The following is an 18,880-nucleotide window of genomic DNA, read 5'->3' on the forward strand; positions in this document are numbered from 1 at the left end:
GCATCACCGGCGTGACCTACAATTCCAAGGGTCTGGGCCTCGCCTCGCTGACCAGCGGTGTCGACTTCATCGATAACGCTGCCACCAACAAGGTGCTGACCAACCTCAACGCCGCCTCGAGCACGCTCCGCTCGCAGGCCTCGAGCCTCGGCTCGAACCTGACGATTGTGCAGGTCCGTCAGGACTTCAACAAGAACCTGATCAACGTGCTGCAGACCGGCTCGTCCAACCTGACCCTGGCCGACACCAACGTCGAGGCGGCCAACAGCCAGGCGCTGTCGACCCGCCAGTCGATCGCGGTCTCCGCGCTGTCGCTGGCCAACCAGTCGCAGCAGAGCGTGCTCCAGCTGCTCCGCTAAGGCGCGGACGACGTCGCAAAGACGATCATGGCGGCGGGGCTTCGGTCCCGCCGCTTTCTTTTTGCGCACGGCTCGGAGATTTCGAGAGGGTAGGCGGTGCTCCGAAAAGTAACCAGCGGTTATGGTTAATGGATCGTAGTCGCCAGGAATTGCCAATGATTTCAGATGGATTGCGCGCCGTGCGCGCACGGTCCGCTCGCTTATGGTGAACCGGCGCTTATGCGGGCTTCATGCGTTTCACCCTTTGTTAGCCATGTCACGGCACGCTGGCCCCGTCACTCGATCCGGAAGCGATCGAACGAAGACGCGTAAGCCAGAAGGGTAAGAGTCATGTCCGGTATTGTTCTCTCTGCGTCGGTTCGTCAGAACCTCCTGTCTCTCCAGTCCACCGCCGATCTTCTCGCCACCACACAGAACCGTCTGTCGACCGGCAAGAGCGTCAACTCGGCCCTGGACAATCCCACCAACTTCTTCACGGCCCAGTCGCTCGACAACCGCGCCAGCGACATCAACAACCTGCTCGACGGCATCGCCAACGGCGTGCAGGTGCTGCAGGCTGCCAACACCGGCCTGACCTCGCTGCAGAAGCTGATCGACAGCGCCAAGTCGATCGCCAACCAGGCGCTGCAGACCACGGTCGGCTATTCCACCAAGTCGAACGTTTCGACCACGATCGCCGGTGCGACGGCGGCGGACCTGCGCGGCACGACTTCGTTCGCCAGCGCGACGGCGAGCAGCAACGTGCTGTATAACGGCACCGCCGGCGGCACCACGGCGGCGAACGGCACCAGCACGCTCGGCGCCACCATCGGCGTCTTCGCCAGCACGGGCGCAACGGCCGGTGACGGCACCACGGCGCTGGGCGGCACCATGACCCTGATCGCCACCAACGGCACGACCGCGACCGGCCTCGCCGGCAACGCCCAGCCTGCCGACGGTGACACGCTGACCGTGAACGGCAAGACCATCACCTTCCGCAGCGGCTCGGCTCCGGGCGCGTCCTCCGTTCCGGCCGGCTCGGGCGTCAGCGGCAACATCGTCACCGACGGCAACGGCAACAGCACCGTCTATCTCGGCACCGCCGGCACTCCGGCCGCGACCGTCAACGACCTGTTGAGCGCGATCGATCTCGCCAGCGGCGTCAAGACGGTCTCGATCAGCTCGGGTGCGGCGACGATCGCCACGAGCAACGGCCAGACCGCTTCGACCGTCGCTGCGGGCGCCGTCACGCTGAGGAGCTCGACAGGCGCGGATCTGAGCGTCACCGGCAAGGCCGACCTGCTCAAGGCTCTCGCCCTGACGACGTCGACAGGTGCAGGCAACGCCACTGTCAACGTCAACCGGACCACGAGCGCGGCCTCGCTGGGTGCGACGATCACCGACGGTTCGACGCTGAACGTCAACGGTCACGTCATCACCTTCAAGAACGCGCCGGTTCCGGGCTCGACCGGTGCTCCCAGCGTTCCGAGCGGCTTCGGTGTCAACGGCAACGTCGTCACCGACGGCAACGGCAACTCGACCGTCTATCTGCAGGCCGGTACGGTCAACGACGTGCTGAAGGCGATCGACCTCGCCACCGGCGTGCAGACCGCGACCATCAGCGCCGCCGGCGTTGCCACGCTTGCGACGGCCACCGGCCAGTCCAACTCGACGATCAATACGTCCGGTCAGCTCAAGATCTCGACCGGCGTCAACGCTGATCTGTCGATCACCGGCACCGGCAATGCGCTGAACGTGTTCGGCCTCGCCGGCAACACCGGTAATGCGACCGCGTTCACCGCGGCACGCACCTCCGGTATCGGCGGCATCGCCGGCAAGACCCTGACCTTCACCTCCTTCAACGGCGGCACGGCGGTCAACGTCACCTTCGGCGACGGCACCAACGGCACGATCAAGACGCTCGATCAACTCAACACCAAGCTGCAGGCCAACAACCTGTCCGCAACGATCGACGCCAACGGCCTGCTGACCATCACCGCCTCCAACGACTATGCGTCCTCGACGCTCGGCTCGACGGCTGCCGGCGGTGCGATCGGCGGCACGCTCACCTCGGCCCTGACCTTCTCGACCGCTTCCACGCCTGTCCAGGATGGCGTTGCCCAGACGGCGCGTGCCAATCTGGTGACTCAGTTCAACAATATCCTCAACCAGATCGACACCACCGCGCAGGACTCCTCGTTCAACGGCGTCAACCTCTTGAACGGCGACCAGCTCAAGCTGGTGTTCGACGAGACCGCCAAGTCGAGCCTGAACATCACGGGCGTGACCTACAATTCCAAGGGTCTCGGCCTCGCCTCGCTGACGGTCGGCGTCGACTTCATCGACAACGCCGCCGCCAACCGGGTGCTGACCAACCTCAACGCCGCCTCGAGCACGCTCCGCTCGCAGGCCTCGAGCCTCGGCTCGAACCTCTCGGTGGTGCAGATCCGTCAGGACTTCAACAAGAACCTGATCAACGTGCTGCAGACCGGCTCGTCCAACCTCACCCTGGCCGACACCAACGTCGAGGCGGCCAACAGCCAGGCACTGTCGACCCGGCAGTCGATCGCGGTCTCGGCGCTGTCGCTGGCCAACACGTCGCAGCAGAGCGTGCTGCAGCTGCTCCGCTAACAAGCGGCTGAAATCACTGACTAAAATCGAGCGGCGGGGCCTTGGCTCCGCCGCTTTTTCTTTGCGTCCGGGGGCGGGCAGGGGCGTTCATCGGCGGTTAACCCTATCCCTTAAACCGCCGTTAACCATACTTTAAAGGACACCTCCTAAAACTGGACAAAAGGCCGGCTTTCCAGTCCGCGCGGCCGATTCGTATCCGGTTCAAGAGGAAGACTCGCCAATGTCCAACATCGTTCTCTCGGCGTCAGTTCGCCAGAACCTGTTGTCGCTGCAGTCGACGGCCGACTTGCTGGCCACGACGCAGGAGCGGCTGTCGACCGGCAAGAAGGTCAACACGGCGCTCGACAATCCCACCAACTTCTTCACGGCCCAGGGGCTGGACAACCGGGCGAGCGACATCAGCAACCTGCTCGACGGCATCAATAACGGCGTCCAGGTGTTGCAGGCCGCCAACACAGGCATCACCTCGCTGCAGAAACTGATCGACAGCGCCAAGTCGATCGCCAACCAGGCGCTGCAGACCACGGTCGGCTATTCAACCAAGTCGAACGTCTCCACCACGATTCCCGGCGCGACCCCGGCCGACCTGCGCGGCACGACCTCCTATGCGAGTGCGACCGCGAAGAGCAACGTGCTCTATACCGGCGCGGCCGGCGGCGTGACCCCGGTCACGGGAACTGCCGCACTCGGCGCCTCGCTCGGTTCGAGCGCCGGCACCTTCACAGGTACGGCCGCGCTCGCGGCCGACGGCACCACCGCGCTGTCCGGCACGGCGACGCTGGTCGGCACCACGGCATCGACCACCTTCGGCACGCCGCCCGCGGACGGCGACACCATCACGGTGAACGGCAAGACCATCACCTTCCGCACCGGCGTTGCTCCGAGCGCCCAGCCGACCGGCTGGGGCCTCGACGCCAGCGGGCACATCGCCACCGATGGCAACGGCAATTCGATCATTTATCAGGGAACGGCGGCGGCGCCCCTAGCGACCGTCAACGACGTCCTCACCGCCATCGACCTCGCCAGCGGCGTCAAGACCGCAACCATCAGCGCAGGCGCGGCGACATTCGCGGTCAGCGGCTCGGCCGGCCCTGTCGGCACGCTTCAGGTAGCATCGTCCATCTCGGGCGGCGGCGCGGTGACGCTGAAGAGTTCGACCGGCGCCGATCTGAGCGTGACGGGCAAGGCCGACTTCCTCCAAGCACTCGGCCTGACGTCCGCGACCGGCGCGGGCAACGCGAACGTGACCGCGAACCGCTCGACGACCGCGGGTTCGCTCGGCACCCTGGTCCAGGACGGCTCGACGCTGAACATCGGCGGCAAGACCATCACCTTCAAGAACGCGCAGACGCCGCAATCGACAGCGAGCGTGGCCACCGGCTATGGCGTCAGCGGCAACGTCGTCACAGACGGCAACGGTAACTCGACGGTCTACATCCAGAGCGCGACGCTGACCGATCTGCTTAACGCGGTCGACCTCGCCACCGGCGTCAAGACCGCCAGCATCTTCAACGGCGCGGCAACCATCTCGACCACCGCGGGCCAGATCCCGTCGTCGGTCAACAGCAGCGGTCAGCTTGCGCTCTCGACCGGCATCAATGCCGACCTGTCGATCACCGGCACCGGCAATGCGCTCAGCGCCTTCGGCCTCAGCGGCAACACGGGAACGGCGACGGCCTTTACCGCGGCGCGCACTTCGGGCGTCGGCGGCATCAGCGGCAAGACCCTGACCTTCACCTCCTTCAACGGCGGCACGCCTGTCAACGTCACCTTCGGCGACGGCACCAACGGCACCGTCAAGACGCTTGACCAACTCAACGCGCAGCTTCAGGCCAATCACCTGACGGCCACGATCGATGCCAACGGCGTGCTCACGGTGACCACCGTCAATGAATACGCCTCTTCGACGCTCGGCTCGACGATCGCGGGCGGCGCGGTCGGCGGCACGATCACCGGCGTTCTCGCCTTCACCACCGCGCAGCCGCCGGTCCAGGATCCCGTGGCGCAGACCGCGCGCTCCAACCTGGTCAACCAGTTCAACAACATTCTGGCCCAGATCGACACGACCTCGCAGGACTCCTCCTTCAACGGCGTCAACCTGCTCAATGGCGACACGCTGAAGCTGGTCTTCAACGAGACCGGCAGCTCCACGCTGAGCATCAACGGCGTGGTGTTCAATGCGGCGGGCCTCGGTCTCAGCAATCTCGTCAACGGCGTCGATTTCATCGACAACGGTGCCACCAACAGGGTGCTGGCCAGCCTGAACGCGGCCTCGAGCACGTTGCGTTCGCAAGGCTCCACGCTCGGTTCGAACCTGTCGATCGTGCAGGTGCGTCAGGACTTCTCCAAGAACCTGATCAACGTGCTGCAGACCGGCTCAGCCAACCTGACGCTTGCCGACACCAATGAGGAAGCGGCGAACAGCCAGGCGCTGTCGACGCGCCAGTCGATCGCGGTCTCCGCGCTGTCGCTGGCCAACCAGTCGCAACAGAGCGTGCTGCAGCTGCTCCGCTAATTCCGCAGCGCAACTTCGCTATTCGAGATGACGCGGCGGAGCTGATGCTCCGCCGTTCTTTTGAGGAAGATCGCTAAGTCGAGATTAGCCGAGATCGACGCGGATCACGCCAGGCGAGTTTACATCGTGCGTGCGTAGATCTAGCGTTGCGCTGACGAAGGACTCCGTGCCCCGTAATTCTGCGGAGTACTTCCAAGCACGATACGTAAGCAAATCTTAAGCGGTGCTGCCTAGGGTTGGGAAAGAAATCCTTAAGCGCGTACAACGCGCTAGGTAACCTCCAGGGTGTGATTGATGTCGAATTCCGCTGCCTCGGCTTATGCGCGTGTTGCAACCACCACCGCATCTCCTCGCGACATCGAGGCGCAGACTCTGCTCAAGGCCGCCAACAAGCTCCAGGACGCGGTGAACAACGCCGATCCGCTCAGCGAGCAGACCATGCAGGCCCTGATGTTCAACCGCAAGCTCTGGACCATCTTCCTGAGCGAGGCGATGCGCGACAGCAATCCGCAGCCGATCGACGTCCGGCAGAAGATCGCCAACATCAGCGTGTTCGTGTTGAGCCAGACCGCAGCGCTGCAGATGAGCCCGCAGTTCGATCACTTCCGTCCGCTGATCGAGATCAACCGCAATATCGCGGCAGGGCTGTCCGGACGGCCGTGACGGAATTCGTGATGGTCGCATCACGAGCACATCGGCGAAACTCGCAATTTAGGCAGGAGCTGATCGCGGCCAGTGGTCTTGCCTCGGCACGCGAACTCCGCGCTGACCGATGACGGCCAGACGCAGAGCAGAAACATCGGCATCGATCGCGTGATCGTTAGGCGCTGAGATCCGTGCTGAGCGGACGCGAGGGCTCGGACTTCATGTCCAGTGCGTGGAAATAGGCACGCCGGCGGAGCATCGCCTCGTCAGGGAACTGGTTCACCACCGTGTCGGTCTTGTCGTTGACGACCTGAAAGACGAAGGACGCGGCCGCCTGGTCGAACACGACCTGGCGCGAGATGTTCTCGTGGTTCGGCAAATCATTGCGCACCGGCGCGCTCGTATCGCTCGCGGCGACCGTTTGCCTCACCGGAAGATCAGTTTGCACAGCATCGTTCGCCGCCGAATTCGACGTCGGTACGATCTGCACGGGGGCCGGGATCCCCACCGGCCTGATGCTGAAATCTGTACTCATGGCAGCCTCCTGGTTGCCTTACGTGAGTCAAATCCCAACCCCTCTAATCACGCAAGCATGGAACACCAGGACTGAACACCCGGTAAGGAAACGTGCCTAACCGCGCGACGCCATCGCCGCGCGGTTTTTCTTAAAATTGTCGGTTGTTCTCGTGCTGCTCAGAGCGAGCGGCTGACCGCAAGCGGCGTGATATGGCGCGGACCTGGCGCTGCGCTGCGCCCGGCGGCCGTATAGGTGTTCGGCACGTTGCGCTTCTGGATCTCGGCGTTGACGCCGCGCACGACGCTTTCGGAAACCGCGTGCGCGGTCGCGAGCACGGTGAGATTGACCTGGAGCATCGCGCGGAACGCATCGTGATGGCGATGCAGCGTCGAGAGCAGCTCCGGCGCGGACTTCGCGAGCTGGTCCTGGTTTGCCTTCAGCTGGCCGACTGCGCTGACGTAGCTGCGCGACAATTCCTGCTTCTTGCCCTCGAGCGTCATCGCCTCGCGGACCTTGCCGGCGCGGACGAGCTCTGTCTCGCGCTCGATCAATCCGAGCAGGGCGCTCATCGCGTCCATTAGGCCTTCGGCGAGCTTGCGCGCCTCGCTGCTGACGGGCGCGCTGCCCGGGCGCTGGGCCTGCATCGGCTGACGTGAGGCGTTGAAATGGTTCATCTCGTTTGACCTTATGCCGTGCGGATCGTTTTCGCCTGCTGCAGGATGAGGGTACGGTAGACGTCGCTGGCGATGCCGACGCCGCCGGCCTGGGCGAAGTTCTTGGAATATTGCTCGGTCAGCATCGAGCGCCATACGCCGGTGCCGGGCGTGTCGCCGAACGGGCCTTCGCCTTTCAGGCCCGAGGTCATCTGCGCGAACATGCTGTTGAGGAACATTGCCTCGAAGTCGGTGGCAGTCTTCTGCGCCTTGGCCTGTTGCTGCGGCGAGACCTTTTGCAGCGCGGCGGCGAGCTCGAAGTCCGGCCGGCCGTTCCGGCTCTCGACCGAGAAGGCCGAATTGGTGGCGAGGCGAGGGGTGTTGATCGCGCTGGTCTGCATCACATCACCTCGATGTCGGCTTCGATGGCGCCGGCGGCCTTGATCGCCTGGAGGATGCTGATCATGTCGCGGGGGCCGATGCCGAGGCCGTTGAGGCCGTCGACGAGCTGCTGGAGCGAGACGCCGTCCTTGACGAGCGCCAGCTTCTTGCCGTCCTCGGTGACGGTGACGCTGCTGCGCGGCGCGACCACGGTGCGGCCGCGTGACAGCGGATTGGGCTGGCTCACTTGCGGGCTCTCGGAGATGGTGACCGTGAGGTTGCCCTGCGCCACCGCGACGGTGGCGACGCGGACGTCGCGGCCCATCACGATGATGCCGCTGCGTTCGTCGATGACGATCTTGGCGGCGAGATCAGGGTCGACCTGGAGCTGCTCGATCTCGGTGAGGAAAGCGACGACGTTGCCCTTGAACTCGGGCGGGATCGACAGCTGCACCGTCGAGGGATCGATCGGCTCGGCGGTCTTGACGCCGAGATAGTCGTTGATTGCGGCCGCGATGCGCTTGGCGGTGGTGAAGTCGGGGTTGCGCAGCGCCAGGCGGACGTTCGGCAGCCGGTTGAGCGCGAACTCGATCTCGCGCTCGATGATGGCGCCGTTGGCGATGCGTCCCACCGTCGGCACGCCGCGTACGATCTTGGCGGCCTCGCCCTCGGCCTGGAAGCCGGAGATCGCGAGCGAGCCCTGCGCCACCGCATAGACGTTGCCGTCGGCGCCGAGCAGGGGGGTGACCAGCAGGGTGCCGCCCTGGAGGTTCTTGGCGTCGCCGAGCGCGGACACCGTGACGTCCATGCGCGTGCCCTGAGTGGCGAAGGCCGGCAGGTTGCCCGTGACCATGACGGCGGCGACGTTGCCGGTGCGGATGGTGGCGCCGCGGATATTGACGCCCATGCGCTCGAGCATCGCCTGCAGCGACTGCTTGGTGAAGGGGATGTTGTTGAGCGTGTCGCCGGTGCCGTTGAGGCCGACGACGAGGCCATAACCGATGAGCTGGTTCTGCCGCACGCCCTCGATATTGGCGAGGTCCTTGATGCGCGAGGTCGCCGCCGCCGAGGTGACCGACAGCGCCAGCGCCGACAGCGCGGCGCAGGCCAACCCAACAATCCTCACCCAACGAACGCCTGGCATCTCTGCTCCCCAAGGCCCCTAGAAAAGGCTCCTCAAATCGGACAGGACTTGCACGACACTCCCATGACGAGCTGGTCCGGCGCTTTCCTTGCGAGCGCTGTGCCAACGCCTGGTGGCGAGCTAGGTGGCTGAATAGCTTGAATAAATCTGTTGCGTCCGCTGTCAGCACTCGTTCGCCCTGGGGAGCGAAACTGCCGCCTGTCGGCAGATTTTGCCGGGCCGTTTACGCACCGTTAACCATAAGACAGCGAAGGTGAGGCATCGATCACCCGGATTCTTTCCGATGCGCATCTACGGACCGAACGGTACGACGCTTGGCACGCCGGCCAGCCAGGCCAAGCGGACGGGCTGCGGCAGTTTCGTGCTGCCCGACACCTCATCTGCGCAGGAGACGCGGAGCGCTGCCGCACCGAAGGCGGCCGCCAACATCGATGCGCTGCTAGCGTTGCAGGGTGTCGAGGAGGATCCGGTCGAGCGCCGCAAGCGCTCGGTCGCCCGCGGCAGGACTGCGCTCGACGTGCTCGACGATCTCAAGATGGGCCTGTTGTCCGGCAATCTCGACGCCTCGACCGTGATGCGGCTGCGTGATGCGGCGGCCCACCTGAAATCGTCCTCAGGCGATGCCGGTCTCGATGCGGTGCTCTCCGAGATCGAGCTGCGGGTCGAGGTCGAACTGGCGAAGGCCGGGCAGGCGTAGTCACGGAGGCTCTTACGCCGCTTCCTCCTTCAACTGCGCATCATAGCGGCGCTGGGCGGCGAGCACGTCTTTCAGATTTTGCTCGGCCCAATCGCGTAAGGGATCCACAGCCGCCGCCAGTGTCAGGCCGAGCTGGGTGATCGAATATTCCACCGTCACTGGCACGGTCGCGATGGCGCGGCGCCTGATCAGGCCGTCGCGTTCGAGCGACTTGAGCACCTGGCTCAGCATCTTCTGCGAGATGCCTTCAATCGTGCGGCGCAATTGATTGAAGCGCATCGGCTCCTCGCGCAAGAGCAAGAGGATCAGCACCGCCCATTTGTCGCCGACGCGATCGAGGATTTGGCGGGTGGGGCAGTTCGCTGCGTAGACGTCGGGTTTCATCGTCGGTTCTCGGAAATCCATACCGTTGCTTGGCATCCGCGTGCCGGTTGTACGCGATCAGTTACCTCAGCGTAATCAGGTAAGCACAAAGTGCTCTCTTAACACCAGCATTCTTTGCGATATCTAGTCTCTGTCAGTTACCATAGAAGCAAAGGAGCCTTCCATGAAAATCGCAGTCGCCGGTGCCTCGGGCCGGGCTGGGTCGGAGATCACCAGGGAACTGTCCCGCCGCGGCCACACGGTCACGGCCATCGCCCGGAACCCGGAAAAGATTGCGGCCCTGCCGAACGTCACGCCAACCAAGGGGGATGTGCTCGACCAGGCGGGCCTCGCCAAGCTGTGGGCCGGTCACGACGTCGCCGTGAGTTCCGTGCACTTCCTGGCCAGTGATCCGCTCAAGCTGATCGGTGCGGCGAAGGACTCCAAGGTCGGTCGCTACCTCGTGGTGGGCGGCGCCGGGAGCCTCGAGGTTGCCCCGGGCGTGAAGCTGGTCACGACTCCCAATTTTCCGGCCCAATACAAGGCCGAAGCGGAGGCGGGCTCGGCCTTCCTGGACCTGCTGCGGCAGGAAAAGGACCTGAACTGGACCTTCATCTCGCCCTCGGCGCTGTTCGAGGAGGGGGAGCGCACCGGCAAGTTCCGGCTCGGGACCGACCAGCTTCTCGCAGATGCGAACGGCAAGAGCTGGATCACCTTCGCCGACTACGCCATTGCGCTCGCCGACGAGATCGAAAAGCCGGCCCACCTGAAGCAGCGCTTCACGGTCGGCTATTAAGGGCGGCCAGCCGCCTCCAAGCCCTCAAGGATAAACCTTCCTGTGCAAGGGCTTGGGGGCGCGGACCGGGCGGTGAGGGAAATATTGTCTGTCACGGGAGGCCACTATATAAGGCCCGGCTCAACGGACCCCGGTCCGTCCGCGAGTCGTTGCTTAAGAAGATAGGCCTCCCTTGGAAAAGTTGAAAAACTACCGACCGACCGACAAAGAGCCTTTCATGAACGACCGGCAGAAGGAGTACTTCCGTTTGAAGCTCCTCGCCTGGAAGGATGAGATCCTCAAAGAATCCAAGCTCACCCTGCAGGCTCTGCAGGAGGAGAACGTGAACCACCCCGATCTCGCTGATCGGGCCTCGTCCGAAACCGACCGTGCCATCGAACTCCGCGCCCGCGACCGCCAGCGCAAATTGATCGCCAAGATCGATGCCGCGCTCCAGCGTATCGAGGACAACACCTACGGCTATTGCGAGGAAACCGGCGAGCCGATCTCGTTGAAGCGGCTCGAGGCCCGGCCCATCGCGACGCTCTCGGTGGAAGCGCAGGAGCGCCACGAGAAACGCGAGAAGGTCTATCGCGACGAATAAGGTCCGAGCCGCAGAGATGCGGCTCTTTGTTTTTGGACGCAGGGCGCCATTTCGCGCCATGCTCCGCATATTGCCCATAGCTTGCCGGTCGCGCCCACCATGGCGACAGCGCGATCGCGAAAAGTGAATCGCGATCAACGGGCTAGACCGGATTGCTCCGAGCTCACGTGAGTTCGGATGAGAAACAGCCTTCACTTCAGGTGCGGGAGATTTTGCGAGTCGCATCAACGAGATCGACTCTGAAGTTGAGACGCTGATCCAGCTGCATCAAGCATCGCTGCAATCAGGCCTGCTGCGACGTCTCGAGACGGGCATTCCCATAAAGCCTGGACCAGCTCAATATTTCCTTAAACGCCAACAACAGGCCGTGGGCCGCATCGGTCAGCTCGTACTCGACCCTCAACGGCTTTTCCGCGAAGACAGTGCGCGACACGAGGCCGTCCTGCTCGAGCTCGCGCAGCTGCGTGGTCAGCATGTGCTGGGTGATGCCGCCGATCGACGCAAGGCGCCGAAACGAACCGCGCCGTTCATCAGCGCAAACAGGATCTCCAGTTTGAGGGGAATGCGGGTCATGAGCACTGTTCTGGTCACCGGCGGGTCGGGCTTCGTCGGCATCCATGTCGTCCTGCAACTTCTGGCCGCCGGCCATGCCGTGCGGACGACGGTGCGACGGCCGGAGCGCCAAGCCGATGTGCTCGCCATGCTGCGCGAGGGCGGGGCGGCGACGCCCGAGAGCGTGGCCTTCGTCACCGCCGATCTGACCCGGGACGACGGCTGGGAGGCGGCGGTCGCGGGCTGCGACTACGTTCTCCACGTGGCGTCCCCGCTCTCGACCACCGTCCCGACGGACGAGAACGAGATGATCATCCCCGCCCGCGACGGAACGATCCGGGTGCTCCGGGCCGCGCGCGCGGCCGGTGTCAAGAGAGTCGTCATCACCTCGTCGCTGGGCGCGATCGGCTATGGCCATCCGCCGCGCGACAAGCCGTTCGATGAGACCGAATGGACCAATCTCGCCGGTGTCGACGGCCAACCCTACGTCAAGTCCAAGACGCTGGCCGAGCGGGCGGCTTGGGATTTCGTCGCGGGCCAGGGGAATGGGCTGGAGCTGTCGGTGATCAACCCTGCCGGTATTTTCGGGCCGGTGCTGGGGCCGGACTTTTCCGGCTCGATCGAGATCGTCAGATCTCTGCTCGACGGTGCCATGCCGGCGGTGCCGCGGGTCTATTTCGGCGTGGTCGACGTCCGCGACGTCGCCGAGCTGCATCTGCGGGCGATGATTGCTCCGGAGGCGAAGGGCGAGCGTTTCATCGCGGTCTCCGGCGAGACGATGTCGATCCTCGACATCGCCCGCGTGCTGCGGCGGGAACTCGGGCCCCGGGCGCGCCGGGTTCCGCGGCTCCAGGCGCCGGACTGGCTGGTGCGGCTGGCCGCCCGCCGGATTCCGCTGCTGCGTGCGGTCGTGCCGATGCTCGGAATGATCAGGCATTCCACCAGCGCCAAGGCCAAGTCGCTGCTCGGCTGGCAGGCGCGCTCCAATGAGGAGGCGATCCTTGCGACCGCCGAGAGCCTGATCCGGCTCGGCCTCGTGAAGGGGTGAGGGCACGCCAGCCGCGCTTGTCAGGCCGGGGCGGGGATGCTGAAGTGCCGCCTTGGACTGCGTAGCGTGGGAGGCGGCGCCGATGGACAAGATTCTCGAAGCCGCAAAGGCGATCGCGCTGGCGCGCCGCAACCACGCCCCGCTCGCGGCGCTGGAGCGGCCCCCTGCGGACGAAGCCGAGGGCTATCAGATCCAGGGCACCCTGCACGATCTGCTGCTGCCGCATGTCGGTCCGCTCGTCGGCTACAAGATCGGCTGCACCAGCCAGGTGATGCAGGACTATATCGGTATCCCGCACCCTTGCGGCGGCGGCGTGTTCCAGAAGGGCGTCCATGACAGCGGCGCCAAGCTCGCCGCCTCCAATTATGTCCGCGTCGGCGTCGAATGCGAGATCGCGGCGCGGCTGAAGCGGGACCTTGCCGCCGGCGAAGCGCCCTTCACGGCCGAATGGGTCGGCGAGGCGGTCGAGTCCTATCACCCCGCGATCGAGATCGTCGACGATCGCTACGTGAAATGGGAGACGATGGGCGCGCCGACCTTGATCGCCGACGATTTCTTTGCCGCCGGCTGCGTGCTGGGCCCATCGGTCCCGCGCTCGTCGGTGCCGGACCTCAAGGCGGTCAAGGGCCGCGCCATCGTCAACGGCGAGGAGGTCAGCCACGGCACCGGCGCCGACGTGCTCGGCCATCCCCACAACGCGCTCGCCTGGCTCGCCAACCATCTCGCCGCCGAAGGCAAGGGGCTGCACGCCGGGCAGCTCGTGCTCACCGGCAGCCTGGTGAAGACGCTGTGGCTGAAGGCCGGCGACAAGGTGCGGATGGAGCTGGACGGGCTCGGCGTGGTGGAGGCGGAGTTTACGTGAGGGGGCAGGGGGCACATCGGCACTCTCCGTCATTGCGAGGAGCTCCTGCGACGAAGCAATCCAGAATCCTGTTGAGGAGACAGACTGGATTGCTTCGCTGCGCTCGCAATGACTGAGTTTGGGGCAACAGCGTTGCTAAAATGTCGCGAGCTCTCTCGCTGTGCGCAGTTTCTGAATTTTAGATGGGACGCATCTTGCGCCCGCCGGCAATCGGGTCTATGAGCCCCGTCCCATTCAACCTGCGCGTTCAAAATTGAGGAGACCAGCCGTGAGTACTTTGTGGCGATCGACACATTCCGTGCCGACGCTCTCAGTGCGTCCGGCTGACAGTCATCCAATCATGTTGAACGACAATGGCACAGTCATTGACTCAGCGCCGGCGGGAGGCCGAGCGCACGCGGGTTGAAGCCTACGAGCTGTCGCTGCGGCACGTGTCGCAGCGGACGCGTCCTCCACCGGATTTCGAGAACGCGATCAAAGAGGCCAGGCGTGGCTTCGAGGCGAACGTCCTTCGCGATGCTTCGGCATGGAAGCCGCAGCTGAAAACTCGCGACGCGGCGCGTCTTCGTCTTGGCGCCGCCCGCTATCTCTTTGCGCGCTATCCTGTCGCTGAGCATCTGGAGCAGATCTGGATCGACAGCGCGGGACTGAGCCGCGACGAGATCATGTTGCGCAAGCGATGGTATGTCGTGGCTGCCGGCGGCGGTTCGCTCTACGCCGCCGGTGCGGCCGAATGGCTGTCTCGCAAGGAGGTCCATGCCTTCCTCAATCCGTTGGGGAAGGTCGGCTTCGAGGCTGCGATCTGGCAGGCGATTGCGCGTTCCTATGCGACCGATCCCGCTGTTGCGATGCGGATCGCGCGCACCAGGATCACGCAGACGCAGCGCGCTCAGCATCGCTTCTGGCGCGAGGTGGTGCGCTTCTTCTGCGCGCAACCCACCACGGTCGAGGACATGGATGACTTCCATGACTACCTCGCCGATTGCCACCGGCGTGATCCAGAGTACACCCTCAAGGGGCGTTCACTGGTCTCGCTTGGGCGGCAGATGCGCGAATGGCATCGCGATCTCGATGCGATTGCTCGTATCGAGGCCGCACGCCGTCGCGCCGAGGCGGCGCGAAACCGTGCGGGGGGGCTGGCAGCAGGCCCCGAGCAGAGCGAGGACCGTTGGCCCGGTGCAGCGATCGCGGACTGGTCATGGACCAAGTCGTCCAAGGACCGCGCCAAGCGCGAAGAATATGTCGTGGTCCAGTTGCGGACCGCAGCCGATCTCGTGGCTGAGACGCGGGGCATGCGTCACTGCGTCGCCACTTACGCGACAAAGTGCATTGCCGGGCATGCCTCGATCTGGTCGCTCCGTCGCCGTGCCTCGGGTGACGTCCAGCGGCTACTGACCATCGAGCTTGATACCCGTTCCAGGGCGGTTCAGGTTCGCGGGTTTGCGAACCGTCCGCCGTTTGCCGAGGAGTGCAAGATCCTCCAGCGATGGGCGCAAGCACGCGGGATCATGCTGCTGTGAGAGAAGCCTGCGCCGCTTCGGCGGCGCAGGCAAAATACATGCGGCCCTCGCCAGGGGAGCTAGCGAGGGCCGCGTAGTACATCGTCGTTCGCGCCTTTAGTTCGCGAGCACGATGTGGGAGCTCTTGAAGGCGCTTAGAAGGGCAGCAGCACGTCCATGACCTGCTGGCCGTAGCGCGGCTGCTGCACGTCGGTGATCTGGCCGCGGCCGCCATAGGCGATGCGGGCCTGGGCGATCTTGGTGGAGTCGATGGTGTTGTCGCTCTGGATGTCTTCGGGGCGGACGATGCCGGCGACGATCAGCTCGCGAATTTCGAAGTTGACGCGGATCTCCTGCTTGCCTTCGACCACCAAATTGCCGTTCGGCAGCACCTGGGTCACCACCGCGGCGACGTTGGTCTGCAGGGCTTCCTTGCGGTCGACGCTGCCCTTGCCCTCGCTCGAGGAGGTCGAGTCGGCGGTCAGGACGCGGCCCGGCAGGATCTTGTTGGCCTGGGTGATGGTTTGGGCGCCAATGAAGTTGGTGATTCCCGAATCTTCCTTGTTGCTGCGGCTGCGCGAGGTGTCGTTCTCGATGTTGGCCTTGTCGGTGATGTTCACGGCTACGGTCAGGAGATCGCCGACCTGGCGGGCGCGCTGGTCCTTGAAGAAGGCGCGGCTGCCGTTGCGCCACAGTGAGTTCGGATTGTAGGAGGCGACCTCGGGCTTGGGCATCGGCATCTGCACCGGCTTGTAGCCGGGCTGCGTCGTCGGATTGTCGATCGCCGACAGCTTCGGCTGCTCGCCGATCTGCGACAGGCGGTCGATCGAGGAGCAGCCGCTCGCCAAGGTGCAAGTCGCCAGCAACAGGGCAGAGATCGCGATGCGACGAAGGCGGGAGGCCGAACTAAACGTGGACATGAATTTACTCTGACTTGGCTGGAGCTTGCGAGAGGCGGGCTTGCGAAAGCTGGGCTTGGGCGATCTGGGCCGGGTTTGCCGGCTGGATCAGGTTCTGTGCGAGGGCTGCGGCGGCGGGCACCTCGTCACGCTTGATCGACGAGGTCTGCTCGACCGCCGGCGCCATCGGCGCGGACTGGCTGGCGCCCTGCACCGTGACCTGGCCACGGCCGGTGACGATGCCAGTCAGCGTGCGCTTGGAGTGCAGATTGAGCACGCTGACGGTGTCGCCCTCGGCGCCGCTCTCGATCGCCTTGCCGCGCGTGGTGAGATAAAGGCCGGGCACCTGGTAGATGATGGTGACCGCCTGGTCGCGCACCACGAAGTCGGGCCTGACGAGGTCGGCAGCGCGGATCGGCGTGCCCGCGCGCATTCCTCGGCGCAGCTGCATGCCGATGCTGCGATCGCGCGAGGCAGGCTCGCCGGCGACCTCGGCCTTCGGCCGGCGCTCCAACGACAGGTCGGAGGATTTCAGCAGATCGGCGCGGTCGATGTCGCGGGTCAGCACGGCCACCTCAACCGTCTCGATCGCGGTGCCGGTGAAGCGCAGCTTGGTCGGCGCGGCATTGCCGTCGTTGGCGATCTCGAAGGCGATGTCGAAACGGCCGCTGCGGGCATCATAGCGGGTTGCGACCGGCTGCAGCGCGCCGCTGTTGGAGGCGTCCAGCCGCATCTCGGCGACGCTGCGGTCGAACGTGATGGTGATGTTGGCGGCGTCTCCGAGGCCGAAGCGGCGCTCGAGCGCCGCGGCGACGGCGTTCTCGATATCCTTGCTCGCGAGCGTGCGGGCGAGGCGGGTGACCTGGACCTCCTTGATGTCCCCGGTCATGACGCCGATCACCTGTTTGGCCCGCAGCACCGACAGGACCTGGCCGACCGTCAGCGTGCCGGTGGTGCCGAGATCGGGCGAGCGGTAGACCGGGATCAGCGCGGCCGATCCGGCGTTGTCGATGAGATCGCCGATCCGCACCACGTCCGAGGTCACCGTGACGCTTGCGCGCAGCGTCGGCGCGGCGATGAAATCGTTGGCGGCCGCTGCCGGGAAAGCCAGCGCGACAAGAGTGGAGATGGCGGCGAGGGTGGCGCGGATCATCGTCATCACCTCAGCGGAACAGCGCCGTGGTCGATTGCATCATCTGGTCGGCGGCGCTGATCACCTTGGCGTTCATCTCGTAGGCGCGCTGGGCGGCGATCAGGTCGCTCATCTCCGAGACGACGTCGACATTGGCCTGCTCCAGGCTGCCTTGCGTGAGCTTGCCGTAACCTTCGGTGTTCGCGGTGCCGTCCTGCGGCGCACCGGACGAGGGCGTCTCGGTGAACTGGTTGTTGCCGACCGGCTGCAGGCCCGCCTTGTTGATGAAGCGCGTGACGCCGATCTGGCCGACGATCGAGGAGGTGGTTGAGCCCGGCAACGTCACCGAGACCTGGCCCTGCTCGCTCACGGAGATGCCCGAGGCGTTGTTGGGAATGGTGATGGTGGGCTGCACCGGATTGCCTTGCGCGGTGACGACGCGGCCCTGATTGTCCATCTGGAAGGTGCCGTCGCGGGTGTACTGGAAGGTGCCGTCGGGCATCAGGATCTTGAAGAAGCCCTCGCCCGAGATGGCGAGATCGAGGTCGTTGCCGGTCTGCGACAGCGTGCCTTGCGTCATGCTGCGCGGCGTGCCGACGGTCTTGACGCCGCCGCCGATGTCGACGCCGACCGGCAGGATGGTGCCCTGGTCCGACGACTGGGCGCCGACGCGGCGGACGTGCTCGTAGATAAGATCCTGGAACGCCGCCGTCTGCTTCTTGAAGCCGGTGGTGCGGAGGTTGGCGATGTTGTTGGAGATCACCTGAACGTTGAGTTCCTGTGCCGCCATTCCGGTCGCTGCGGTGTGAAGCGCCTGCATCTCAGTTCTCCTTCAATCAGGCCGGAACGTCGGCGAGCTTCTCGATCGCCGATTTATGGAGGTCGCTCTGCTGCTGCAGCAGGTTGGCGACCGCGGCGTAGCTGCGCATCACCTCGACCATGCGGGTCATCTCGCCGACCGCATTCACGTTCGACTTCTCGACATAGCCCTGCTGCAGGGTGGACTTGGTGTCGGGCTGCTGGTTCGCCGAGCCGGCGGCATAGAGATTGGCGCCGAGCTTGGTCAGCTTGGCCGGATCGTCGAACGAGACCATGCGGATCTTGCCGCGGATCGAGTCGGTCCGCGCCGTGCCCTCGAGCACCGTGACGGTGCCGTCGGGCGCGACGTTGATGTCGTGGTCGGTCGGCTGAAAGGTGATCGGGCCGGCATTGCCAAGCACGAGATTGCCGTCGGCGGTGACGAGCTGGCCGGTGCTGTTGAGCGAGAACTTGCCGTCGCGGGTATAGAACTCGCCGCCATTGGCCTGCACTGCGAAATAGGCGCCGCCGTTGATCGCCATGTCGAGCGGATTGTTGGTCGGCTCCAGCGGCCCCTGGCTGATGTTGCGGAAGGTGCCGCGGTCCTGGACATAGGAGACCCGGCGGTCGCGGCCGATGAAATTGTCCTCGCGCGCGTTCGAGTTCAGATATTCCTCGAACAGCGAATGGTCGGACTTGAAGCCGTTGGTGTTGGCATTGGCGACGTTGTTGGCGATGACATCCATCTGCCGTTCCAACGTCATCTGCCGTGACAAGCCGATCAGACGCGCGTTCTGCATCGGAAATCTCCCCTGAGCGGATCTGCC

19 protein-coding genes and 1 pseudogene are annotated in these 18,880 nt (G+C 64.8%); 10 read left to right on the top strand and 10 right to left on the bottom strand.

The window, feature by feature from the left end:
- The 4 genes from I6F21_RS15365 to flaF form a co-directional block, all read left to right on the top strand.
- A partial coding sequence (locus I6F21_RS15365; protein ID WP_276573620.1) for a flagellin occupies window positions 1–359 on the top strand: 359 nt, incomplete at its 5' end.
- Window positions 360–689: 330 nt separating this feature from the next.
- The gene (locus I6F21_RS15370; protein ID WP_225183305.1) at window positions 690–2,969 is read left to right on the top strand and encodes a DUF1522 domain-containing protein; all 2,280 of its coding nucleotides are present in this window, start codon (window positions 690–692) and stop codon (window positions 2,967–2,969) included.
- 220 nt (window positions 2,970–3,189) lie between these two features.
- Complete coding sequence (locus tag I6F21_RS15375) at window positions 3,190–5,484, top strand: DUF1522 domain-containing protein (RefSeq protein ID WP_225183306.1); 2,295 nt, start codon at window positions 3,190–3,192, stop codon at window positions 5,482–5,484.
- 294 nt (window positions 5,485–5,778) lie between these two features.
- Window positions 5,779–6,147, top strand: coding sequence for a flagellar biosynthesis regulator FlaF (gene flaF / locus I6F21_RS15380; protein ID WP_018642830.1), 369 nt, complete (start codon window positions 5,779–5,781; stop codon window positions 6,145–6,147).
- Window positions 6,148–6,304: 157 nt separating this feature from the next.
- Here the strand turns inward: flaF and I6F21_RS15385 are convergent, their stop codons facing one another.
- The 4 genes from I6F21_RS15385 to I6F21_RS15400 form a co-directional block, all read right to left on the bottom strand.
- Window positions 6,305–6,664, bottom strand: a complete 360-nt coding sequence (locus I6F21_RS15385; RefSeq protein ID WP_036013119.1) for a hypothetical protein — start codon at window positions 6,662–6,664, stop codon at window positions 6,305–6,307.
- Window positions 6,665–6,822: 158 nt separating this feature from the next.
- The gene (locus tag I6F21_RS15390) at window positions 6,823–7,320 is read right to left on the bottom strand and encodes a hypothetical protein (RefSeq protein WP_036013118.1); all 498 of its coding nucleotides are present in this window, start codon (window positions 7,318–7,320) and stop codon (window positions 6,823–6,825) included.
- Between the two features lie 11 nt (window positions 7,321–7,331).
- Window positions 7,332–7,700, bottom strand: coding sequence for a flagellar assembly peptidoglycan hydrolase FlgJ (gene flgJ / locus I6F21_RS15395; RefSeq protein ID WP_225183307.1), 369 nt, complete (start codon window positions 7,698–7,700; stop codon window positions 7,332–7,334).
- Complete coding sequence (locus tag I6F21_RS15400) at window positions 7,700–8,824, bottom strand: flagellar basal body P-ring protein FlgI (RefSeq protein ID WP_036027924.1); 1,125 nt, start codon at window positions 8,822–8,824, stop codon at window positions 7,700–7,702. The genes flgJ and I6F21_RS15400 overlap by 1 nt, the downstream gene beginning before the upstream one ends.
- A gap of 283 nt (window positions 8,825–9,107) precedes the next feature.
- On the opposite strand from I6F21_RS15400, the gene I6F21_RS15405 reads away from it, so the two are divergent.
- Entirely contained in the window at window positions 9,108–9,521 is a 414-nt protein-coding gene (locus I6F21_RS15405; RefSeq protein ID WP_225183308.1) for a flagellar assembly protein FliX, read from the top strand.
- A gap of 12 nt (window positions 9,522–9,533) precedes the next feature.
- On the opposite strand, the gene I6F21_RS15410 is transcribed toward I6F21_RS15405, so the two are convergent.
- A complete protein-coding gene (locus I6F21_RS15410) occupies window positions 9,534–9,905 on the bottom strand; it encodes a helix-turn-helix domain-containing protein (RefSeq protein ID WP_025037390.1) in 372 nt (123 codons plus the stop codon).
- A 163-nt stretch (window positions 9,906–10,068) separates the two neighbouring features.
- Here I6F21_RS15410 and I6F21_RS15415 point away from each other — a divergent pair, with 163 nt between their 5' ends.
- Both I6F21_RS15415 and dksA read left to right on the top strand, forming a co-directional pair.
- The gene (locus I6F21_RS15415; RefSeq protein WP_036013109.1) at window positions 10,069–10,680 is read left to right on the top strand and encodes an NAD(P)-dependent oxidoreductase; all 612 of its coding nucleotides are present in this window, start codon (window positions 10,069–10,071) and stop codon (window positions 10,678–10,680) included.
- Window positions 10,681–10,897: 217 nt separating this feature from the next.
- Window positions 10,898–11,263: an RNA polymerase-binding protein DksA gene (gene dksA / locus I6F21_RS15420; protein WP_085966600.1), complete on the top strand. Its 366-nt coding sequence runs from the start codon at window positions 10,898–10,900 to the stop codon at window positions 11,261–11,263.
- 283 nt (window positions 11,264–11,546) lie between these two features.
- Here the strand turns inward: dksA and I6F21_RS15425 are convergent.
- Window positions 11,547–11,818: pseudogene (locus I6F21_RS15425) on the bottom strand (helix-turn-helix domain-containing protein); the annotation flags it as partial.
- A 16-nt stretch (window positions 11,819–11,834) separates the two neighbouring features.
- Here I6F21_RS15425 and I6F21_RS15430 point away from each other — a divergent pair.
- The 3 genes from I6F21_RS15430 (at window position 11,835) to I6F21_RS15440 (ending at window position 15,245) form a co-directional block, all read left to right on the top strand.
- Entirely contained in the window at window positions 11,835–12,863 is a 1,029-nt protein-coding gene (locus I6F21_RS15430) for an aldehyde reductase (RefSeq protein ID WP_225183309.1), read from the top strand.
- Window positions 12,864–12,945: 82 nt separating this feature from the next.
- A complete protein-coding gene (locus tag I6F21_RS15435) occupies window positions 12,946–13,725 on the top strand; it encodes a fumarylacetoacetate hydrolase family protein (protein ID WP_225183310.1) in 780 nt (259 codons plus the stop codon).
- 353 nt (window positions 13,726–14,078) lie between these two features.
- Complete coding sequence (locus tag I6F21_RS15440) at window positions 14,079–15,245, top strand: PcfJ domain-containing protein (protein WP_225183311.1); 1,167 nt, start codon at window positions 14,079–14,081, stop codon at window positions 15,243–15,245.
- Between the two features lie 134 nt (window positions 15,246–15,379).
- Here the strand turns inward: I6F21_RS15440 and flgH are convergent, their stop codons facing one another.
- From flgH to flgF, 4 genes are read right to left on the bottom strand one after another with little or no spacing between them, the layout of a single operon-like run.
- Window positions 15,380–16,144, bottom strand: a complete 765-nt coding sequence (gene flgH, locus I6F21_RS15445) for a flagellar basal body L-ring protein FlgH (protein ID WP_225183312.1) — start codon at window positions 16,142–16,144, stop codon at window positions 15,380–15,382.
- Window positions 16,145–16,148: 4 nt separating this feature from the next.
- Window positions 16,149–17,276, bottom strand: coding sequence for a flagellar basal body P-ring formation chaperone FlgA (flgA, locus tag I6F21_RS15450; RefSeq protein WP_225183313.1), 1,128 nt, complete (start codon window positions 17,274–17,276; stop codon window positions 16,149–16,151).
- Between the two features lie 10 nt (window positions 17,277–17,286).
- Complete coding sequence (gene flgG / locus I6F21_RS15455; RefSeq protein ID WP_036013098.1) at window positions 17,287–18,075, bottom strand: flagellar basal-body rod protein FlgG; 789 nt, start codon at window positions 18,073–18,075, stop codon at window positions 17,287–17,289.
- Between the two features lie 16 nt (window positions 18,076–18,091).
- Entirely contained in the window at window positions 18,092–18,853 is a 762-nt protein-coding gene (gene flgF / locus I6F21_RS15460; RefSeq protein WP_128264476.1) for a flagellar basal-body rod protein FlgF, read from the bottom strand.
- Between the last annotated feature and the right edge of the window lie 27 nt (window positions 18,854–18,880).

It is taken from the genome of Bradyrhizobium sp. NBAIM03 (assembly GCF_020194055.1).
Classification (GTDB): domain Bacteria; phylum Pseudomonadota; class Alphaproteobacteria; order Rhizobiales; family Xanthobacteraceae; genus Bradyrhizobium; species Bradyrhizobium yuanmingense.

Bases quoted from the DNA above. Each gene is read 5' to 3' on its own strand.
- I6F21_RS15370 (WP_225183305.1), top strand. From the start codon at position 690: ATGTCCGGTATTGTTCTCTCTGCGTCGGTTCGTCAGAACCTCCTGTCT.
- I6F21_RS15375 (WP_225183306.1), top strand. From the start codon at position 3,190: ATGTCCAACATCGTTCTCTCGGCGTCAGTTCGCCAGAACCTGTTGTCG.
- flaF (WP_018642830.1), top strand. From the start codon at position 5,779: ATGTCGAATTCCGCTGCCTCGGCTTATGCGCGTGTTGCAACCACCACC.
- I6F21_RS15385 (WP_036013119.1), bottom strand. From the start codon at position 6,664: ATGAGTACAGATTTCAGCATCAGGCCGGTGGGGATCCCGGCCCCCGTG.
- I6F21_RS15390 (WP_036013118.1), bottom strand. From the start codon at position 7,320: ATGAACCATTTCAACGCCTCACGTCAGCCGATGCAGGCCCAGCGCCCG.
- flgJ (WP_225183307.1), bottom strand. From the start codon at position 7,700: ATGCAGACCAGCGCGATCAACACCCCTCGCCTCGCCACCAATTCGGCC.
- I6F21_RS15400 (WP_036027924.1), bottom strand. From the start codon at position 8,824: ATGCCAGGCGTTCGTTGGGTGAGGATTGTTGGGTTGGCCTGCGCCGCG.
- I6F21_RS15405 (WP_225183308.1), top strand. From the start codon at position 9,108: ATGCGCATCTACGGACCGAACGGTACGACGCTTGGCACGCCGGCCAGC.
- I6F21_RS15410 (WP_025037390.1), bottom strand. From the start codon at position 9,905: ATGAAACCCGACGTCTACGCAGCGAACTGCCCCACCCGCCAAATCCTC.
- I6F21_RS15415 (WP_036013109.1), top strand. From the start codon at position 10,069: ATGAAAATCGCAGTCGCCGGTGCCTCGGGCCGGGCTGGGTCGGAGATC.
- dksA (WP_085966600.1), top strand. From the start codon at position 10,898: ATGAACGACCGGCAGAAGGAGTACTTCCGTTTGAAGCTCCTCGCCTGG.
- I6F21_RS15430 (WP_225183309.1), top strand. From the start codon at position 11,835: ATGAGCACTGTTCTGGTCACCGGCGGGTCGGGCTTCGTCGGCATCCAT.
- I6F21_RS15435 (WP_225183310.1), top strand. From the start codon at position 12,946: ATGGACAAGATTCTCGAAGCCGCAAAGGCGATCGCGCTGGCGCGCCGC.
- I6F21_RS15440 (WP_225183311.1), top strand. From the start codon at position 14,079: ATGGCACAGTCATTGACTCAGCGCCGGCGGGAGGCCGAGCGCACGCGG.
- flgH (WP_225183312.1), bottom strand. From the start codon at position 16,144: ATGTCCACGTTTAGTTCGGCCTCCCGCCTTCGTCGCATCGCGATCTCT.
- flgA (WP_225183313.1), bottom strand. From the start codon at position 17,276: ATGATCCGCGCCACCCTCGCCGCCATCTCCACTCTTGTCGCGCTGGCT.
- flgG (WP_036013098.1), bottom strand. From the start codon at position 18,075: ATGCAGGCGCTTCACACCGCAGCGACCGGAATGGCGGCACAGGAACTC.
- flgF (WP_128264476.1), bottom strand. From the start codon at position 18,853: ATGCAGAACGCGCGTCTGATCGGCTTGTCACGGCAGATGACGTTGGAA.